This is a genomic window from Acinetobacter sp. 12966 (genome assembly GCF_031196995.1).
Classification (GTDB): domain Bacteria; phylum Pseudomonadota; class Gammaproteobacteria; order Pseudomonadales; family Moraxellaceae; genus Acinetobacter; species Acinetobacter geminorum.
This window is the reverse complement of the sequence record NZ_JAVIMC010000094.1, coordinates 51,537-68,477: the sequence shown is the minus strand read 5'-3', so window position 1 is coordinate 68,477 and position 16,941 is coordinate 51,537. Positions and strand designations below refer to the sequence as shown.

The 16,941-nt window shown below is 38.5% G+C and carries 13 protein-coding genes; 9 read left to right on the top strand and 4 right to left on the bottom strand.

What is annotated here, in order from left to right:
- Positions 1-14: 14 nt before the first annotated feature.
- Positions 15-749: a pantothenate kinase gene (locus RFW85_RS14730; RefSeq protein ID WP_170248393.1), complete on the bottom strand. Its 735-nt coding sequence runs from the start codon at positions 747-749 to the stop codon at positions 15-17.
- Positions 750-764: 15 nt separating this feature from the next.
- Positions 765-1,517, bottom strand: a complete 753-nt coding sequence (locus RFW85_RS14725) for a biotin--[acetyl-CoA-carboxylase] ligase (protein WP_170248477.1) — start codon at positions 1,515-1,517, stop codon at positions 765-767.
- Between the two features lie 28 nt (positions 1,518-1,545).
- On the opposite strand from RFW85_RS14725, the gene RFW85_RS14720 reads away from it, so the two are divergent.
- The 7 genes from RFW85_RS14720 to RFW85_RS14690 all read left to right on the top strand — a co-directional run bounded on the left by RFW85_RS14720 (position 1,546) and on the right by RFW85_RS14690 (position 12,137).
- Positions 1,546-2,349 carry a sulfite exporter TauE/SafE family protein gene (locus RFW85_RS14720; protein WP_170248392.1) on the top strand — a complete coding sequence of 268 codons (804 nt, stop codon included), beginning with the start codon at positions 1,546-1,548 and terminating at the stop codon, positions 2,347-2,349.
- A gap of 256 nt (positions 2,350-2,605) precedes the next feature.
- Positions 2,606-3,301: a GntR family transcriptional regulator gene (locus RFW85_RS14715; RefSeq protein WP_016144478.1), complete on the top strand. Its 696-nt coding sequence runs from the start codon at positions 2,606-2,608 to the stop codon at positions 3,299-3,301.
- Positions 3,302-3,311: 10 nt separating this feature from the next.
- On the top strand, positions 3,312-6,761 hold the full coding sequence (gene smc / locus RFW85_RS14710; RefSeq protein ID WP_170248391.1) for a chromosome segregation protein SMC: 3,450 nt from the start codon (positions 3,312-3,314) through the stop codon (positions 6,759-6,761).
- Between the two features lies 1 nt (position 6,762).
- Positions 6,763-7,803 (top strand): cell division protein ZipA C-terminal FtsZ-binding domain-containing protein, encoded by a 1,041-nt coding sequence (locus RFW85_RS14705; RefSeq protein WP_170248390.1) that lies wholly within the window; start codon positions 6,763-6,765, stop codon positions 7,801-7,803.
- Between the two features lie 94 nt (positions 7,804-7,897).
- On the top strand, positions 7,898-9,937 hold the full coding sequence (gene ligA, locus RFW85_RS14700) for an NAD-dependent DNA ligase LigA (RefSeq protein ID WP_170248389.1): 2,040 nt from the start codon (positions 7,898-7,900) through the stop codon (positions 9,935-9,937).
- Between the two features lie 252 nt (positions 9,938-10,189).
- Complete coding sequence (gene bfr, locus RFW85_RS14695; RefSeq protein WP_001214863.1) at positions 10,190-10,654, top strand: bacterioferritin; 465 nt, start codon at positions 10,190-10,192, stop codon at positions 10,652-10,654.
- 289 nt (positions 10,655-10,943) lie between these two features.
- Positions 10,944-12,137: an MFS transporter gene (locus RFW85_RS14690; protein WP_119685059.1), complete on the top strand. Its 1,194-nt coding sequence runs from the start codon at positions 10,944-10,946 to the stop codon at positions 12,135-12,137.
- Between the two features lie 69 nt (positions 12,138-12,206).
- Here the strand turns inward: RFW85_RS14690 and RFW85_RS14685 are convergent, their stop codons facing one another.
- Together RFW85_RS14685 and otsB are read right to left on the bottom strand one after the other, a co-directional pair.
- Positions 12,207-13,640, bottom strand: coding sequence for a trehalose-6-phosphate synthase (locus tag RFW85_RS14685; RefSeq protein WP_216076529.1), 1,434 nt, complete (start codon positions 13,638-13,640; stop codon positions 12,207-12,209).
- Entirely contained in the window at positions 13,628-14,479 is an 852-nt protein-coding gene (gene otsB, locus RFW85_RS14680; RefSeq protein WP_309171637.1) for a trehalose-phosphatase, read from the bottom strand. Before otsB ends, RFW85_RS14685 begins: the two co-directional genes overlap by 13 nt.
- Positions 14,480-14,835: 356 nt before the next feature.
- On the opposite strand from otsB, the gene RFW85_RS14675 reads away from it, so the two are divergent.
- Both RFW85_RS14675 and bioA read left to right on the top strand, forming a co-directional pair.
- Positions 14,836-15,567, top strand: a complete 732-nt coding sequence (locus RFW85_RS14675) for an alpha/beta fold hydrolase (RefSeq protein ID WP_170248475.1) — start codon at positions 14,836-14,838, stop codon at positions 15,565-15,567.
- 93 nt (positions 15,568-15,660) lie between these two features.
- A complete protein-coding gene (gene bioA / locus RFW85_RS14670; protein WP_170248387.1) occupies positions 15,661-16,941 on the top strand; it encodes an adenosylmethionine--8-amino-7-oxononanoate transaminase in 1,281 nt (426 codons plus the stop codon).

The window sequence follows — 16,941 nt, the reverse complement described above, 5'->3', positions numbered from 1 at the left end:
TTTTGTTGTGTATTTTAGTCTTTAGGATAATGAGCAATATATTGCTGTAGTCCTTTGAGTAAAAGATCGGTTTCCACAGCAGGCTCATATTTTTGTAAGAACTTGGCAAATAGTGTTGCATCGCCACCAGTTAGCAGTAGCTTTTTGGGAGATTGCTGCATAATATTTTCAATGGTACTAATGAGGCCTAATAAAATACCGTGATGTACTGCATCTACAGTGTTATTGCCCGGATTTAGGTTATCAAAAGCTGAGTCTGGAATTTTAATACCCTTGGTATTTTGAATAAGAGCATCTCGCTGCAAATACAAATTAGGCAGGATGTAACCTCCTAAATGCTGTTTACCTTGAGTTAGGTCAATTGTGAGCGCTGTTCCGCAACCAATAATGCAATAGTTTTCATCTGCTTGAGCTACAGCTAGCACTTGTAACCAGCGGTCAATCCCGAGCTGACTCGGAACTTCATAACCACACTGTAAGCCTGCATATTCAGAGTGAACTTTCGCAAAAACTACTGGAATTTCAAGCCATTTTAAAATCTGCTGAATGCGTTGATTATTCTCAGTATCGAGTACCGAAGAAATCCCGATTCGATGCAGACCTTGATGCTTAAAGTGTTGAATTAACCCAAGTAATAAATCGGCAGGAGACTGTAAATGTAGCTCGGCTGCATGCTCAATAGTTTGCTGATTTTCAGTAATCCAGTATTTTAAGCGGGTGTTTCCGATATCAAGCCATAAACTTTTCATTGGGAAAACACCTATTTACTGAGTTGTCTGTGGTCTTAAACGACCTTGATAAAACTGCTGTGGTTCTGGTGTTTCAAGAATTACTGCACCTTCATTAGAGATTCCAACGAAACGGCCATGTACCAGTCCTTGGCTATGTTCAAACTGAACTAATTGATTTAACCATGCTGCATGGTGGTTAAAACGTCCCGCTAAATTGTAGCAGCCATGATCAAACCAGCGAGCAGCATTTTGAATCGCAATATAAAGTTCTGAAATTAACTCAAGACGACCCATTTGCTCTAGGCCCAAATCTTCTAAAGAGGTAATTGGTTGATCACTATCAGTCACTGGTGGTGTTTTTAAATTAATACCTACACCCACAATAGCCTGATGCTGAGACAGTGGTTCGACTAAAATTCCACCCCATTTACCCTGAGCGCTATATAAATCGTTTGGCCATTTCACTTGCAAATTCAGAGCTTGTAACTGGGGGATTTGCAAAATATTCAGAGCAACTTCAAGTGCTAAGCGACCATCTAAGGGTGTTCGAGTTTGCACCAATGTGCTTAAATAAATGTTTCCTTCAGGTGAAATCCATTGCCGTTGATGTTGACCTCGCCCTTGAGTTTGTTGAGCACTGCAAACCAAGCCCGTTGTAATGCCTTTTTGGGCAATTTCACGAATATCATCATTGGTCGAAGTTGTGGTTGCTTTTAATAAAACCACTTCTGGAAGCTGGTTTTTTGCGCTTAAAAGTTGTTGTAGTTGGCGAGTCTCTAAATCCATTGAATATGAGCAGAGTGGTAAAACATTTATGGAGTTAATCATATATTTACTCATTGGCGCAATTGCTGGTTTTACTGCCGGATTGTTTGGAGTTGGTGGTGGACTAATTATTGTACCAATCCTCTATGTGGTTTTTACCCAATTGCACTACGACCCCGCAGTAATCATGCATATTGCAGTCGGAACATCGCTTGCAACCATTATTGTGACGTCTTTTAGTTCTGTTTCAGCTCATCATAAAAAGGGTGCTGTACTTTGGCCGGTTTTTCGTAATTTAGCACCAGGGTTAGTATTAGGTTCATTTTTAGGGGCGGGTATTGCCGACCTGATGTCTGGTCAGCATTTGCAACTTCTTATTGGTATTTTTGCAGTTGTGATGGCCTATCGGATGTTTAAAGGAGCACATGTAGTTGTTGATCCAACGCGTCAGATTCCTTCAACCCCTATGCAATTCATGGCGGGTGGAGGCATTGGTATTGCCTCTGCAATTTTTGGAATTGGGGGAGGAAGTTTAACCGTTCCATATTTAAACCGTCATGGCGTGGTCATGCAAAAAGCAGTCGCGACTTCTGCCGCTTGTGGTTTACCAATTGCAGTTGCTGGAGCGATTGGATTTATGTGGTTTGGTGCGAAAGAACAAATTTCAGTGCCTAACACGATTGGTTATGTGCATATCTATGCTTTTATTGGCATTAGTGTCATGAGTTTTGTCACGGCGAAGTTTGGAGCAAAGGTTGCTCATGCGTTATCGCCGCAGATGTTAAAAAAATGCTTTGCTTGCCTGTTAGTGGTGGTAGGCAGTTATTTTATTTATAAAGGCATTATGCACTAGAGACTAAAATCTTAAATTTATAAGACTGTGATGTAAAAGCTTGAATTTTTAGAAATTCGAGCTTTTTTTATTCATAAAATATAAGAGTGTTCTAAGCTTTTATTCATCTGATTTTGGTGTTGTTTTTAAATGAGTTGGCTTAAAATGCAATGAAATTGTCAGACAATGACATAGTTTTTAATCGATGGGATCAGTTAAAAACAAGGATGCGAAAGAAAAGCATGGATTAATGCATATAAAAAGTAGCGGGTGATTTATGAATCTCGAAGAGACAGAAAGTCTTTCTGAGCAAATTGTCAAATATATTAGCGAACAGATCATTAGTGGCGAGCTGGTAGAAGGCGAACGTATTCAAGAGCTACGTATTGCCAAAGAACTTGACGTTAGTCGAGGATCAGTTCGTGAAGCATTGTTATTATTAGAGCGTACTCATTTAATTGAGATATTTCCACGCCGTGGGGCAATTGTCTCAGAAATGTCTGCACAACAAGTTAAAGCGTTGTTTGATACAAATATGATGTTATTGGGGCATATTGTACAACGAATGAGCGAAACATGGCGTGCGCATGAAGCAGATCAATTACAGTTGCTATTAGAGCAACTTCTTGAGCATGTCAAAGCAGGTGATATCGAAAAATTTTATGATGGGGTCTTCCAATATTTAGCTGAACAGCAAGATATGGTGGGTAATCCTTATCTAATGAAATTTTATAAAGAGTTATTACCTTCATTACGTCGTAGTTATTTTTTGACCTTAAATACCTCTAAGCGGGAACTACAAGAAGCATTTGCATTATTTAAACTCGTGACTGATGCAATTTTAATCCGAAAATCACAACAAGCCGCTTTATTTATGGAAGATTTTTGTCGACACTTACGTAACCTTGTGTTGGAATCGCTGACACGAATGAAACAGATTGAATTGGCTTGGGCAAGACGCTCACGCCGCTAGTTAGGGCATTATGCGTTTAAGCAGTTTAAAACTTTCCGGCTTTAAATCTTTTGCAGATAGTACAACCTTAAATTTTAAGGCTAACCGCACAGCAGTGGTTGGTCCAAATGGTTGTGGCAAATCCAATGTAATCGATGCAATCCGCTGGGTGATGGGGGAGTCAAATGCTCGTCAGCTCCGTGGTGGTAGCATGCAAGATGTTATTTTTACGGGGACTTCCAAACGTAAGCCCGTTGGTGTGGCCAGTGTTGAGCTACGCTTTGATAATACTTATGGAAAGTTGGGTGGATCGTATAATGCTTATAATGAGTTAGCCGTTCGCCGTCAGGTCACGCGTGAAGGTAAGTCAGAATATTTCTTAAATGGTACACGTTGTCGCCGCCGTGATATTACCGATATTTTCTTGGGGACAGGCTTAGGCCCACGCTCTTATGCAGTCATTGAGCAAGGCATGATTAATCGTTTGGTTGATGCCAAGCCTGAAGAAATGCGTGTGTTCATTGAGGAAGCCGCGGGTGTTTCTCGTTATCAGGCCCGTCGCCGTGAAACTTTACAGCATCTTGAGCAAACAGAGCAAAATCTTTCGCGCTTAGACGATATTGTACTAGAGTTAAAATCGCAGCTTAAAACACTTAAGCGTCAGTCAGAAGCAGCGGTTCAATATAAAAATTTAGAAAGCCAGATTCGTACGCTCAAAATTGAAATTTTGTCTTTTCAGGCAGAGAAAAGTGTACGCCTACAAGAAGAATATACCGTTCAAATGAATGAATTGGGTGAAACCTTTAAATTGGTTCGCTCGGAATTAAGCACGATTGAACATGATTTAGAAGCAACCAGTGCTTTGTTTCAGCGACTTATTCAGCAATCTTCACCGCTACAACAAGAATGGCAACAAGCTGAAAAGAAACTATCTGAGCTGAAAATGACTCTCGAACAAAAACAGAGTCTATACCAGCAAAATAGTACGACTCTCGTTCAATTAGAGCAGCAAAAAGCCCAAACTAAAGAACGTTTACAGCTTTCTGAATTGCAACTTGAAACACTGAATAATCAGCTAGAAGAACAAACAGAAGCTTTAACTGGAGTCGAGCATACAGCGACGGAGGCTGAACAAAACTTTGCTGATTTACAATCTCAGCAAAAACAAGCACAACAACAGTTTGAACAAATAAAAGCTCAGGTTGAAAAACAACAGCAGCAAAAAATGCAGATGTCAGCTCAAATTGAACAGTTAGGTAAAAATGTTCAGCGCATTGAGCAGCAAAAAGAAACTTTGCAACATCAAGCAAACCAAATTCAATCGCATGTTCATGAAGGTGAGCAGGGTGAGCTTGAGCAACTGCAACAACAGTTGCGTAGTGAAATTTCGACGCTTGAAACTGAAATTGAGCAATATGTGCAGCATATTGAACAAGCTCAACAAGCGCATCAGGTAAATAAAAACCAGCAGCAAACACTGAAAACAGAAATCCAAGTTTTATTATCAGAGCAGAAAAACTTAAGCCAGCTTGTTGCTAAACAAAGTCCAAAGCAAAACCAAGATACGTTACGTTTAATGCAAGCTCTAGAGTTAACAGAGCAGGGCAAACCGCATGCGCAGATTGTTGAGAAGTTTTTAGCAAAATGGTTACAAGCTCATATTCTTGAGACCGAACAAGTCTTTCAAGAAGGAGTTGCCCGCCAGTTAAAACCTTCAGAGCAAACAAGTAAATTTAAAGGGAACTTGGCTTGTTTAAATGAGTGGATTGCATCGCCACAACTATCAATCTTTTCAAATGTAGCGATTGCACAAGATTTGACTCAAGCTTTAAATGAGCAAAAGCAATTGCAACATGGTCAGTCTGTTTTGACTTTAGATGGCTATCATGTCGGGCAGGATTGGGTGATTGCCCTTATGTATGATGACGAAAGTCAAAGTGCACAAGGTATGCTGAGCCACCGTATTCGTCTAGACGAAATTGAACAAGCTCTTGAAAAGCAACAACCTGAATTACAAACATTAGATCAAATCGTAGTTCAGCAAAAAGATGAGTTAGCGCACTTACAGTCAAGTGTGCAGCACAAACAGCAAGTTGTGAAACAAAAGCAAAAAGACTTACAACAGCTTGATGTACAAATTGCTAAGCAACAAACCGCGGCACAAGCATTTTTACTGCAAAAACAGCAATTAAAAGATCAACTTGGTCAGTTGGATATGCAGCTTGAAGAAGATGCAATGCAAAAAGATGATCTTGAAATTGATTTGCATGCATTAGCAATCAAGCTCGAAACCATTTTACCTGACTATAAAACTTTGCAATTTCGGGTAGAAGAATTAACAGAGCAGCTAGAAGAACAGCAACAAGCCTTGCAACATCAACAACAAGAACGTGAAGTTTTACGCCGTAATAGTACTCAGACTACTCAACAGGTTGAGTTGCTTGAAAAAGATATCTCGTTCTTGCAAAGTCAATATCAGCAAATTGCAGCTCAAATGGAGCAAGCGAAAAAGTTTGTTGACCCTATTCAATTAGAGCTACCGAATCTTGAGTCAGAGTTTCAGCAACAATTTGCTCAAACTGAAAAGTTGCAAAAGAACTGGAATGAATGGCAGCTTGAACTCAATAGTGTGCAGGAAAAACAGCAGACTTTGACCGATCAGCGTCATCAATATCAACAAAAAGATGAGCAGCTCAGAGAACAACTTGAAGCGAAACGGTTGGCATGGCAAGCAGCCAAATCAGATCGTGAGCATTATCAAGAGCAGCTTAAAGAGCTAAATGCCGAACTCCAAAAAGGCTTACAAATAGATTTAGCCGAGCACCAGCAAAAACTGGAAAAAGTACAGAAACAGTTTGAAAAAATCGGTGCGGTTAATCTTGCCGCTTCGCAAGAGTTTGAAGAAGTTTCTCAACGTTTTGATGAGCTGAGTCACCAGATTCAAGATTTGGAAAATACGGTAACTCAATTAAAAGATGCGATGAAAAGCATTGACCAAGAAACTCGTAAGCTGTTTATGACAACTTTTGATCAGATCAATCAGGAGTTGCAAAATCTGTTTCCAAAGGTTTTTAATGGTGGTGAGGCGAGTTTAAGTCTTGAAGATGACTGGCAATCTGGTGTTAAACTGATGGCAAGGCCGCCGGGTAAGAAAAATAGTTCTCTAGCATTACTTTCCGGTGGAGAAAAGGCTTTAACAGCGTTAGCATTAGTATTTGCGATTTTTAGATTAAATCCGGCACCGTTTTGCGTATTAGATGAAGTGGACGCACCACTTGATGATGCGAATGTTCAGAGATATTGTAATTTGGTAAAAGAGCTTTCTGAACATGTACAATTCATTTACATTACACATAATAAGCTGGCGATGACCATGGCAACTGATTTGTTGGGTGTGACCATGCCTGAACCGGGTACATCAAAATTAGTCACTGTCGATCTAGAACAGGCAAAAGAATACGGGTTAGTTTCGGAGTCATAGAATGGAAATCAATACGATTATTGGCATCGTTGTTGCCATTATAATTATGCTAATTGGCTTAAAAATGATTTTAAAAAAGCCAAACCATGCTGAACCCTCATTAGACAGTGATTTGCATATTAATCCTGATAGTAATCAACCGGTTATACCTAGGCACGTGAGAGATCAGCTTGAGAAAACTGAATCTGTAGCGGTGACTAGTGCAGAGCGAGTAGAACCAACTTTAAGCGAAGCTGCGCCGTTACAAGTACCTGAAACAAAACAGACAGAAATTGAGACCGTAGAACCCGCTAAAGCAATTCAAACTGAACAAACTCAAGCAGTTGTTGAAAACGCTTCTGTAGAAGAAATTAAATCTCAAGAAACAGTACCAAGTTCTACCATTCATAAAGATGGTTCAGTTGAGTTGGTTGATACAGTTTCTGTTAAACCGGAAGCTGAAGCTTTAGCAAAAGAAAATCTGGAAGCTGAAAGCGAAAAAACTGAGCCTGAGTTGAGTTTAAACCCGAATATTGAAACTGCCGAAATTGCTGAGTTTGAAGGCGAGAGTAATATTCTGGATGTGCATTTACATGAACAGCAACGTTATGATGATGAAAGTGCATTAGCGATGGCTGAACAGATTATTGCGCTAAATGTTTATCCAAACCCTCGTCGTGCATTGTCTGGTGATAAAGCGCTTAAAGTGCTGTTAAAATATGGTTTACGCTACGGTGAAATGTCGTGCTTCCATCGTTATGAAAATACCGATGAGCCGAGTGTACTCATGTTCTCTGTATTGCGTATGACAGACAATGGACCAGCTGGGTTTGATCTTGAAACGCTATCTACTGAACAAGTTCAAGGGTTAGCATTTTTCCTTGCCCTTCCAAACAGTAAAGCCGTGACTGGTTTTGACATGATGGCGAGTATTGCAGGTTTAATTGCTCGCGAAATTGATGGCAAAGTTTACGATGAGAATAATCTTGAATTTACGCCACAGTTAAAAGAGCACTGGCGTCATCATGTGATTGATTATCGTCCGGCACAGGCGACTGCCTAGTTTTAATTTTTTACGTTCGTTGCGATAATTGCAACATATCTAGTCGCAGCTCAGGGTGGAGAAATTTCCACCCTTTTTTATGGTGAATAACATAATGGCAACAACTTCCGTGATCGAACAGATGCGTCAGCTTATTCAACTGATTGCAAAGCATAACCATGCCTACTATGTCATGGATCAGCCGACAATCTCGGACAGTGAATATGATCATTTATTTCACCAGTTAAAAGCTTTAGAAGAGCAATATCCTGATCTTGTTCAATCAGATTCACCAACTACAAAAGTAGGTGGACAAGCACTCTCTAAATTTCAAAGTGTGACTCATGTAGTTCCGATGCTTTCTTTGGGGAACGTTTTTAATCAGGAAGACTTGTTTGCATTTGCACGTCGTGTTGAAGAGCGTTTGCCTAATCAAAAAGTACAATACGAAGTCGAACTAAAACTTGATGGTCTTGCGATTTCTCTCTGGTATGAAAATGGTGTGTTAATACGTGGCGTTACACGTGGTGACGGAGAAACTGGGGAAGACATTACCCAGAACGTTAAAACGATTCGTAATTTGCCTAAAGTGTTACATTCAGATCACTTTGAAATTCCACGTTTGCTGGAAGTTCGTGGTGAAGTACTTATGCCAAAGTCCGGTTTTGAAAAACTCAATGCCGAACAGGAAGCCAAAGGCGATAAAACATTTGCGAATCCGCGTAATGCAGCAGCCGGTAGTTTAAGACAACTTGATCCTAATATTGCTGCGGCTCGACCTTTAGCATTTTATGCTTACGGCATCGCTCAATGTGAACCTAATCATGGCTTAACTACCATGCATGACAGTTTGCAATGGCTCACAAAACTTGGATTTGAAATTGCTGAACGTCAATATCTGTGTAATTCGATTCAAGAAGTACAGCAACGTTATGAGCAAATTCAGCAAGAACGTTCAGATCTACAAGTTGAAATTGACGGGATGGTTGTAAAGGTTGATGACTTAAAGCAACAGCAACAACTTGGTTTTTTAAGTCGTGAACCACGTTGGGCAACTGCTTATAAATTCCCTGCACAAGCTGCATTAACTACGGTTGATCAGATTGATTGGCAAGTAGGGCGTACCGGTACTTTGACTCCAGTAGCGCGTTTAAACCCTGTATTTGTGGGGGGGGTTACGGTTTCCAATGTAACTTTACACAATATTGGTGAAATCCATCGTCTTGATGTACGTGTTGGTGACACGGTGAGTGTTTATCGTACAGGCGATGTTATTCCTAAAGTAGAAAAAGTCTGGCCAGAGTTTCGTCCTGTTGATGCAGAAGTTGTACATTTACCTGAAAGCTGCCCTGTTTGTGCTTCACCAGTTGTAATGCCTGAAGGGGAAGCTTTAGCACGTTGTTCTGGTGGACTGTACTGTGCTGCACAGCGTATTGAAGCGATTCGTCACTTCGTATCACGTAAAGCTCTGGATATTGAAGGTTTAGGTGATCGTTGGGTAGAGTCTTTATTACACCTCGATTTGCTCAAAGATGTTGCCGATATTTACCATTTGCACGAACACCGAGAAACTTTACTCGGGATTGAAAAAATGGGCGAGAAATCGGTACAAAATCTGATTGATGCTATTGAAGCTAGTAAGAAGACGACTCTAGCACGTTTTATTTATGCTTTAGGAATTCGTGGTGTAGGTGAAACAACAGCTAGGATGTTAGCCAATACTTTCCAAACTTTAGAAGCGCTTAAATCTGCTGATGTTGAAGCTTTAAAGAAAACACCAGATGTTGGTGATATTACTGCAGAGTGGATTGCTGACTTTTTCTTGGCACCGCACAACATTGAAGTGCTTGATCGCTTAATTGCAGCAGGTATTCATTGGGATGCACCGACTGCTCCAACACGCCAGCCATTAAATGGCGAAAGCTGGGTGTTAACGGGCACATTAGAGCAAATGACGCGTGATCAGGCTACTCAAATGCTACAAGCATTAGGTGCGCGTGTAAGCGGTAGTGTATCGAGTAAAACCAAATGTGTTGTTGCGGGCGAGAAGGCTGGTTCGAAATTAGAAAAAGCAGCAAAACTAGGTATTGCTGTTATGAATGAGACTGATTTCTTATCACTTATGGCAAGCTATGGGCAGACTTTAAGCGAATAGACCTACCGAAATAAGAACCATTGATTTTAGTTACAAATTTATAAATTGATGGTTTGAGCCATATTTTAACGCTTGTCTGAACTTATAAATTGGACAAGCGTTTCTTTTTGCAGAGGAAATTTAAATAACTTAAACTGTAAATGCGTATGTTTCTCATTTTAATTTGATAAAAATCATAAACTTAACTATTTTTTATTTTGCAATCACTTTTAAGATTGCCCATAATAGTCTTTATACGATAGGAGATTTATTATGCGTGGCAATCCAGAAGTCATAGACTATTTAAATATGCTCATTGGCGGAGAATTGGCTGCCCGTGATCAATATTTGATCCATTCTCGTATGTATGAAGATTGGGGTTTAAATAAAATTTATGAACGTATTGATCATGAGATGCAAGAAGAAGCTTCTCATGCTGATGCGATCATTCGCCGTGTATTGTTTTTAGGTGCTAAACCAAATATGCATCGTGAAGATATTAATGTTGGTACAGACGTTGTATCTTGTTTAAAAGCTGATTTGGCGCTTGAATATCATGTTCGCGAAAAGTTAGCGACAGGTATCAAACTTTGTGAGGAGAAGGGCGATTACATTAGTCGTGATATGTTGCGTCAACAATTATCAGATACTGAAGAAGACCATACATACTGGTTAGAAAAGCAATTACGTTTAATTGAGTTGATTGGCTTACAAAACTATATTCAATCTCAAATTTAATAAAAAGACCCAGCTAAGGCTGGGTTTTTTATTGACTCATTTTAATAAAATGAAGTCTTAACTTGGATGTTAATTTTGTCAAATTGAACATATTCAAAGCCTTACTATATAAGGCTTTAGCAGTTACAAAAAAGTCAGAAAAATTGTATCATACCCCCTGTTTTTTTTATGAAATTGTATATAATTTCGCCAATAAAACCCTTGCCTAGAAATTTAATGAGGCAAGGGTTTTTCTATGGAAAATCGGTTGGTATGGATCGCCAATGATTTTATGGTGAGTTCGCGAAATATGTTATTTACCAAACCTGCTGTTTTAGATACAGCTACTCTCCTAAGCACACAGCGTCTTGCAACACGACTAAGCTTTTTTAGCTTAGGTTTTGCGACTGCAGCTTGGGCACCTCTTATTCCTTTTGCACAGCAGCGTTTAAACCTAAATCATGCCGATTTTGGTTTACTTTTGCTGTGTATGGGTATTGGCTCAATGATTGCTATGCCTGCGACTGGTGCTTTAGTAAAGCGCTGGGGATGTCGTCCGTTAATTGCTTTGGCATTGATGTTGTTAATGGTCTTATTGCCTAGCCTTACGATATGGAGCAGCATTGTGACCATGGCTGTAGCGTTGTTTATCTTTGGATCGGCAGCAGGATGTCTTGGAGTAGCTATCAACTTACAAGCAGTAGTTGTTGAAAAACATAGTGTGCGAGCTCTCATGTCGAGCTTCCATGGAATGTGCAGTCTTGGTGGCTTAACAGGCGCTATGCTTGTGACAGCACTATTAGCCGTAGGCCTTTCTCCTCTAATGAGCACTTTATCAGTTGTTATGATTTTGCTTGTTATTGGTGGCGTTGCTATTCCTTCTTGTTTAACGTCTTTTGAACAGGATGAAAAGCCACATGAAGATACAACTCAAGCACCGAAAAAATTTTATCGTCCTGATGGCATTATTCTGCTTATTGGTATGATGTGCTTTATTGCCTTTTTATCAGAAGGTGCAGCAATGGACTGGGGGGGTATTTATTTAACAAGTAAATATCAGCTTAATCCTGCTTTTGCTGGTCTAGCTTACACTTTCTTTGCGCTTAGTATGACGACTGGTCGTTTTGCAGGTCATATCTTGCTTAAGCAATGGGGTGAAAAAAATATTGTGACTTATAGTGCAATTGGAGCCGCTATTGGTATGGCTGTTATTGTAACGGCACCCGTATGGCAAGTGGTTGTATTGGGCTATGCATTATTAGGACTAGGCTGTTCTAATATTGTACCCGTGATGTTTTCTCGTGTTGGTCGACAAAACAATATGCCTAAAGCAGCAGCACTTTCTTTAGTATCAACAATTGCCTATACAGGTTCATTAAGTGGGCCAGCTTTAATCGGTTTAATTGGAGAATGGACTGGTTTAAGTACGGTTTTAACAGGAGTAGCTGTATTACTATTTATTATTGCTTTACTTAACCGTTTTACATTAGTAAAGACAAATTAATTTATAAATAATAATCACCAAATAGCGAACCTCGAGAAATTTAATTTCTCGAGGTTCTTTTATTTAGATTTATAGAACCTGATAAATAGATTGATAATTATCTTGTAATAAGCGCTGAGGCTTCATTAGTAAAGTTGGTGTCTTTTCTAAATCATCCAAGAAATTGTTTCGCCAATTGGTAAGATCAGATGATGTTAATCCCTCTATCAATTGTTGATAACGATTAATACGCTCAGTTTTAGACATTTCTAAAGCCATTTTTAAAGTATCCATCATTGCGGCTCTATCTTGCGGATCAACAATCAATGCTTGAGACATCTGTTCAGCAGCACCAGCATATTTAGATAAAATGAGCACACCTGGATTTTCTGGGTCTTGTGCCGCAATATACTCTTTAGCGACTAGATTCATACCATCACGTAGTGAACTGATCCAGCAAATATCTGAATGACGATAAATGTGCATGAGATTATGGTGTTGTACCGTATCATAGCAGCAATCTACAGGTCTCCAGTCTTCATGTGCAAACTCTTCGTTAATTAACTCTAGCTTGGTTTTAAAACGTTGGTATAAGCGTTGATAAGCTGGAATATCGGTACGAGAAGGAATTGCCACTTGAAGATGTCGAACTAAGCCATGATATTCGGGGCTGGTTTCCAAAAAGGTTGCAAAGGTATTAAATCTTTCAAGTAAACCTTTTGAATAATCAATGCGATCAACTCCAATAATTGTCTTTTGACGTGGTATTTCTTCAAAATTAAACACCGAAGAGGTTGCCAAATCTTGTTGGGCTTGGTTTTGTATAAGTTCAGGCTGAACACCAATTGGGTACGATTTAATTAATATTTGACGTTTTTTGTAGCTAATACTGTTGCTTTGAATTTTTTGAGCTTCGAGTAAATTCAGACAAGTCTGCATGCAGGCATTTTGGTCAATCTGAGTTTGTAAGCCAATAACATCATATTGACTCAAGTCTTGAATTAACTCACGGGCTACCGGAATTTTGTGCCAAATATTTAGACTGGCAAAAGGAATATGTAAGAAGAAACCAATTTTGTTTTGCATGCCTAATTCACGGCAATAGCGAGCCACACTAAAAAAGTGGTAATCGTGCACCCAAATAAGATCTTCAGGCTGAGCAAGCTCTTTTAGCTTTTGAGCAAATAAGCGATTAACCTTTTGATACGTCTTATATTCTTCTGCATCATATTCAATTAGATCATCTCTATGATGCATTGCTGGCCACAAAACTTTGTTAGCAAAACCACAATAATATTGGGCATATTGCTGATGAGTGAGGGGACAGGTAATGTAGTCAATTCCTTGAGAATAAGCCTGCTCAAATTCTGGCGCTTCGCTATCGGTAATTTGCTGCCCATTCCAGCCTAACCAGATGCCGTTACTATCATTTAGTGCATCTTGTACAGCTACAGCAAGACCACCTGCCGAAGCTTTACCCGATGGCATACTTATTCTGTTCGATAATACGATTAATTTAGACATAATTTTTCTCCATTCTGATTTTGGCTATTTTTGACATATAAGCTTTTTATTTTGTTTTGAAATAAAAGAAGAAAATCCGCGACACTATCGATATCTTTTAATCTATATTTAGCTTGTGTTTCGCCTGGACCTACTTTAATACTAAGGCCAGCTTGCTGATTAATGTAAGTGAAACCAGATTCATCTGTTAAATCATCACCTATAAAAATAGGTAATACACAGGGTAAATTAAGGTGATTTAATATAGTCTCAATTGCTCTACCTTTATCAGCTTGGTTTGGAATTAATTCAATAACAAATTTTCCTCTATTTATTTTTAAGTGGGGATAATTGAGATTAATTTGCTGCATAATATTAATAGCATTATTTTCTAAATTAGGATTTTTACGATAATGTAAGGCAATAGAATATCCTTTGTCTTCGATTAATAATTCGGGGTGTTTATCACAATTTTTGAGAATATCTTGTTTTAATTTTTTGAAATTAATACTGCTTAAATCTGGTCGAATATAATTTCCTGAATCAAAATAAATATCTAAACCATGTAAACCAGCAATTGGAACTTCAATAGGATGTAGTAGTTTTCTTGCAGTATCTACATCACGACCTGTTACAGCAATAACAGGTATATTTAATTTAGTAATTTTTTTTATAACTTCTAATGTAGTCTGTGGAATAAAACTATGCTCAGGATTAATTTGAAAGGGTGCTAATGTGCCATCAATATCCAAAAATAAGCAGTAATTTTTATCGAAAGATAAGTTATTTATAATATCGTTGGGTGTAACAAAAGATGTATTTTTTTCTCTCCCATCAAATATTGTGTTTTGACTGTTCATATTAGCCTTCCTAATACTTTTTGATCAATAATTAATCTTCTAGCATTAAAATGAATTGATGAGTCATTTCTTTTAATAAAAAAACATAAGTATTAACATTAATTACATTGCATAATGGATTTATAGGTGAAGTGTGGAGTATGTTGTTTTTTGATTGGCTTCAATGTTTAGATAATTAAATTTTTGTATGTTTACTATGAATAATGCAGGTCTTGTTTATCAATATATTTCAGAATATTAAATACTCATAAATAGTTGATTTTACTTTTTGAAATCTAATTTTTATGTTGATTTTAAAAGATATTTTAAATCGATATTATTATATAATCCTTATAAAATCGGCTTTGAGCAGGCATATGAAGTTACAAAATAAAATTTTATTAATTACAGGTTGGGGAGTAGGTGTCGAACCTTTGCAATCCCTTAAATTGCATTTGGAAAAAATGGGTTTTGAGACACAACTTATTAATATTTTTAATATTTTAGATAGTAACTTTCAAGCACAGCTTGATTTAGTGTCTGAGGTTGATGTAGTAATAGGTTGGTCTTTAGGTGGACAGTTAGCAACTCAACTGGTTGACAACTTTTATCAACGAACAGGGCAAACTAAAACGTTAATTACACTTGCTTCAAATCCTTGTTTTGTTGCACACCCTGATTGGCAAACTGCAATGCCTACTGATGTGTTTAGTCAATTTAAAGCTTCTTTTTTTCAAAACCCGCAAGTCACTTTAAAGCGTTTTTATTATTTAATTACACTCGGTTCATCTCAGGCCAAACAAGATTGGGTAAGCATACAAAACATAGCAAATCCTCCTTCAAGTGAATTGCTATCAGTGGGTTTGAAAATGCTTGAACAACTAAATTTGGTAGATAACATAAAAAGCTACCCAGGTCCGCAGCTTCATGTGTTTGCCGAGCAAGATAATGTTGTTCCTTGCAAAATTATTGAAAATTTCAAGAATATCACAACAGAAAACATGAATTATAAAGTGCTAGAAGGCGCTACTCATGCTTTTCCATATCTAGAAATGGACCGAACAATTGAAGAAATCTGCCAATTTTTAACAATTCATCAGCAAAGTTAATAAGCTTTGGTGGATCTCGCAATTTTCTTTCATTCTTAACAGGTTTAACATGTGCTAAATGAAAGATTTAATTGCTGTAAAAGGGTATAGAGGATGACCGATAATTTTGATTTGGAACATATTTGGCATCCATATACCTCAATGACCCAACCTTTACCAACATTTAAAGTTAAACGTGCCTATGGGGCAACGATTGAACTAGATGATGGTACAACTTTAATTGATGGTATGTCGTCATGGTGGTGTGCAATTCACGGCTATAACCACCCTGAACTCAATCAGGCAGTGACGGATCAATTACAGAACATGTCGCATATCATGTTTGGTGGTTTAACTCATGATCCTGCCATTGAACTTGGAAAAATTCTTTTAAAAATTACTCCACCGAATCTCGATAAAATTTTCTATGCAGATTCAGGTTCGGTTGCCGTTGAAGTTGCTTTGAAAATGGCTGTGCAATTCTGGACAGCACAAGGCCAACCACAAAAAACAAATTTTATTACTACGCGTTCTGGTTACCACGGTGATACATGGAATGCGATGTCTGTTTGTGATCCAGTGACAGGCATGCATCAGATTTTTGGTACAAGTTTACCGAACCGTCTTTTTGTAGCAGCACCGCAAACCAAATTTCATGAAGAGTGGAATCAAGAAGATATTGCTGACCTAGAACAAGCTATTCAGCAAAATCATGAAAACCTTGCTGCACTGATTATTGAGCCGATTGTACAAGGTGCAGGGGGTATGCGTTTTTATCATCCTGAATATTTACGTCAGGCGAAAGCACTTTGTGAACAATATAATCTGTTATTAATTTTCGATGAAATTGCGACTGGTTTTGGTCGCACGGGTAAGCTTTTTGCTTGGGAACATGCACAAGTTGAGCCAGACATTATGTGCATAGGTAAAGGGCTAACAGGCGGCTACATGACGTTATCTGCTACCTTAACGACAAAGCAGGTTGCAGAAACCATTAGTCGCGGTGAGGCTGGGGTGTTTATGCATGGCCCAACCTTTATGGCCAATCCACTTGCCTGTGCCGTTGCCTTGAAAAGTACGCAATTGTTAATTGAGCAAGATTGGCAGGCTAATATTGAGCGAATTGAACAACAGCTTAGCCAATATTTAACGCCTTTAAGTCAGCTTGATTATGTTGCCGATGTGCGAGTGCTGGGTGCAATTGGTGTAGTAGAACTCACCTTTAATGTTGATATGAAAACCTTACAGCAACAATTTGTAGACCGCGGAATCTGGATCCGTCCTTTTGGAAAATTGGTTTATGTGATGCCACCGTATGTCATCACGCATCAAGAGTTAAGCTATTTGCTCGAACAGTTGGTTGAAGTTGTTCAAACGATGCAGGGAGCGAATTAA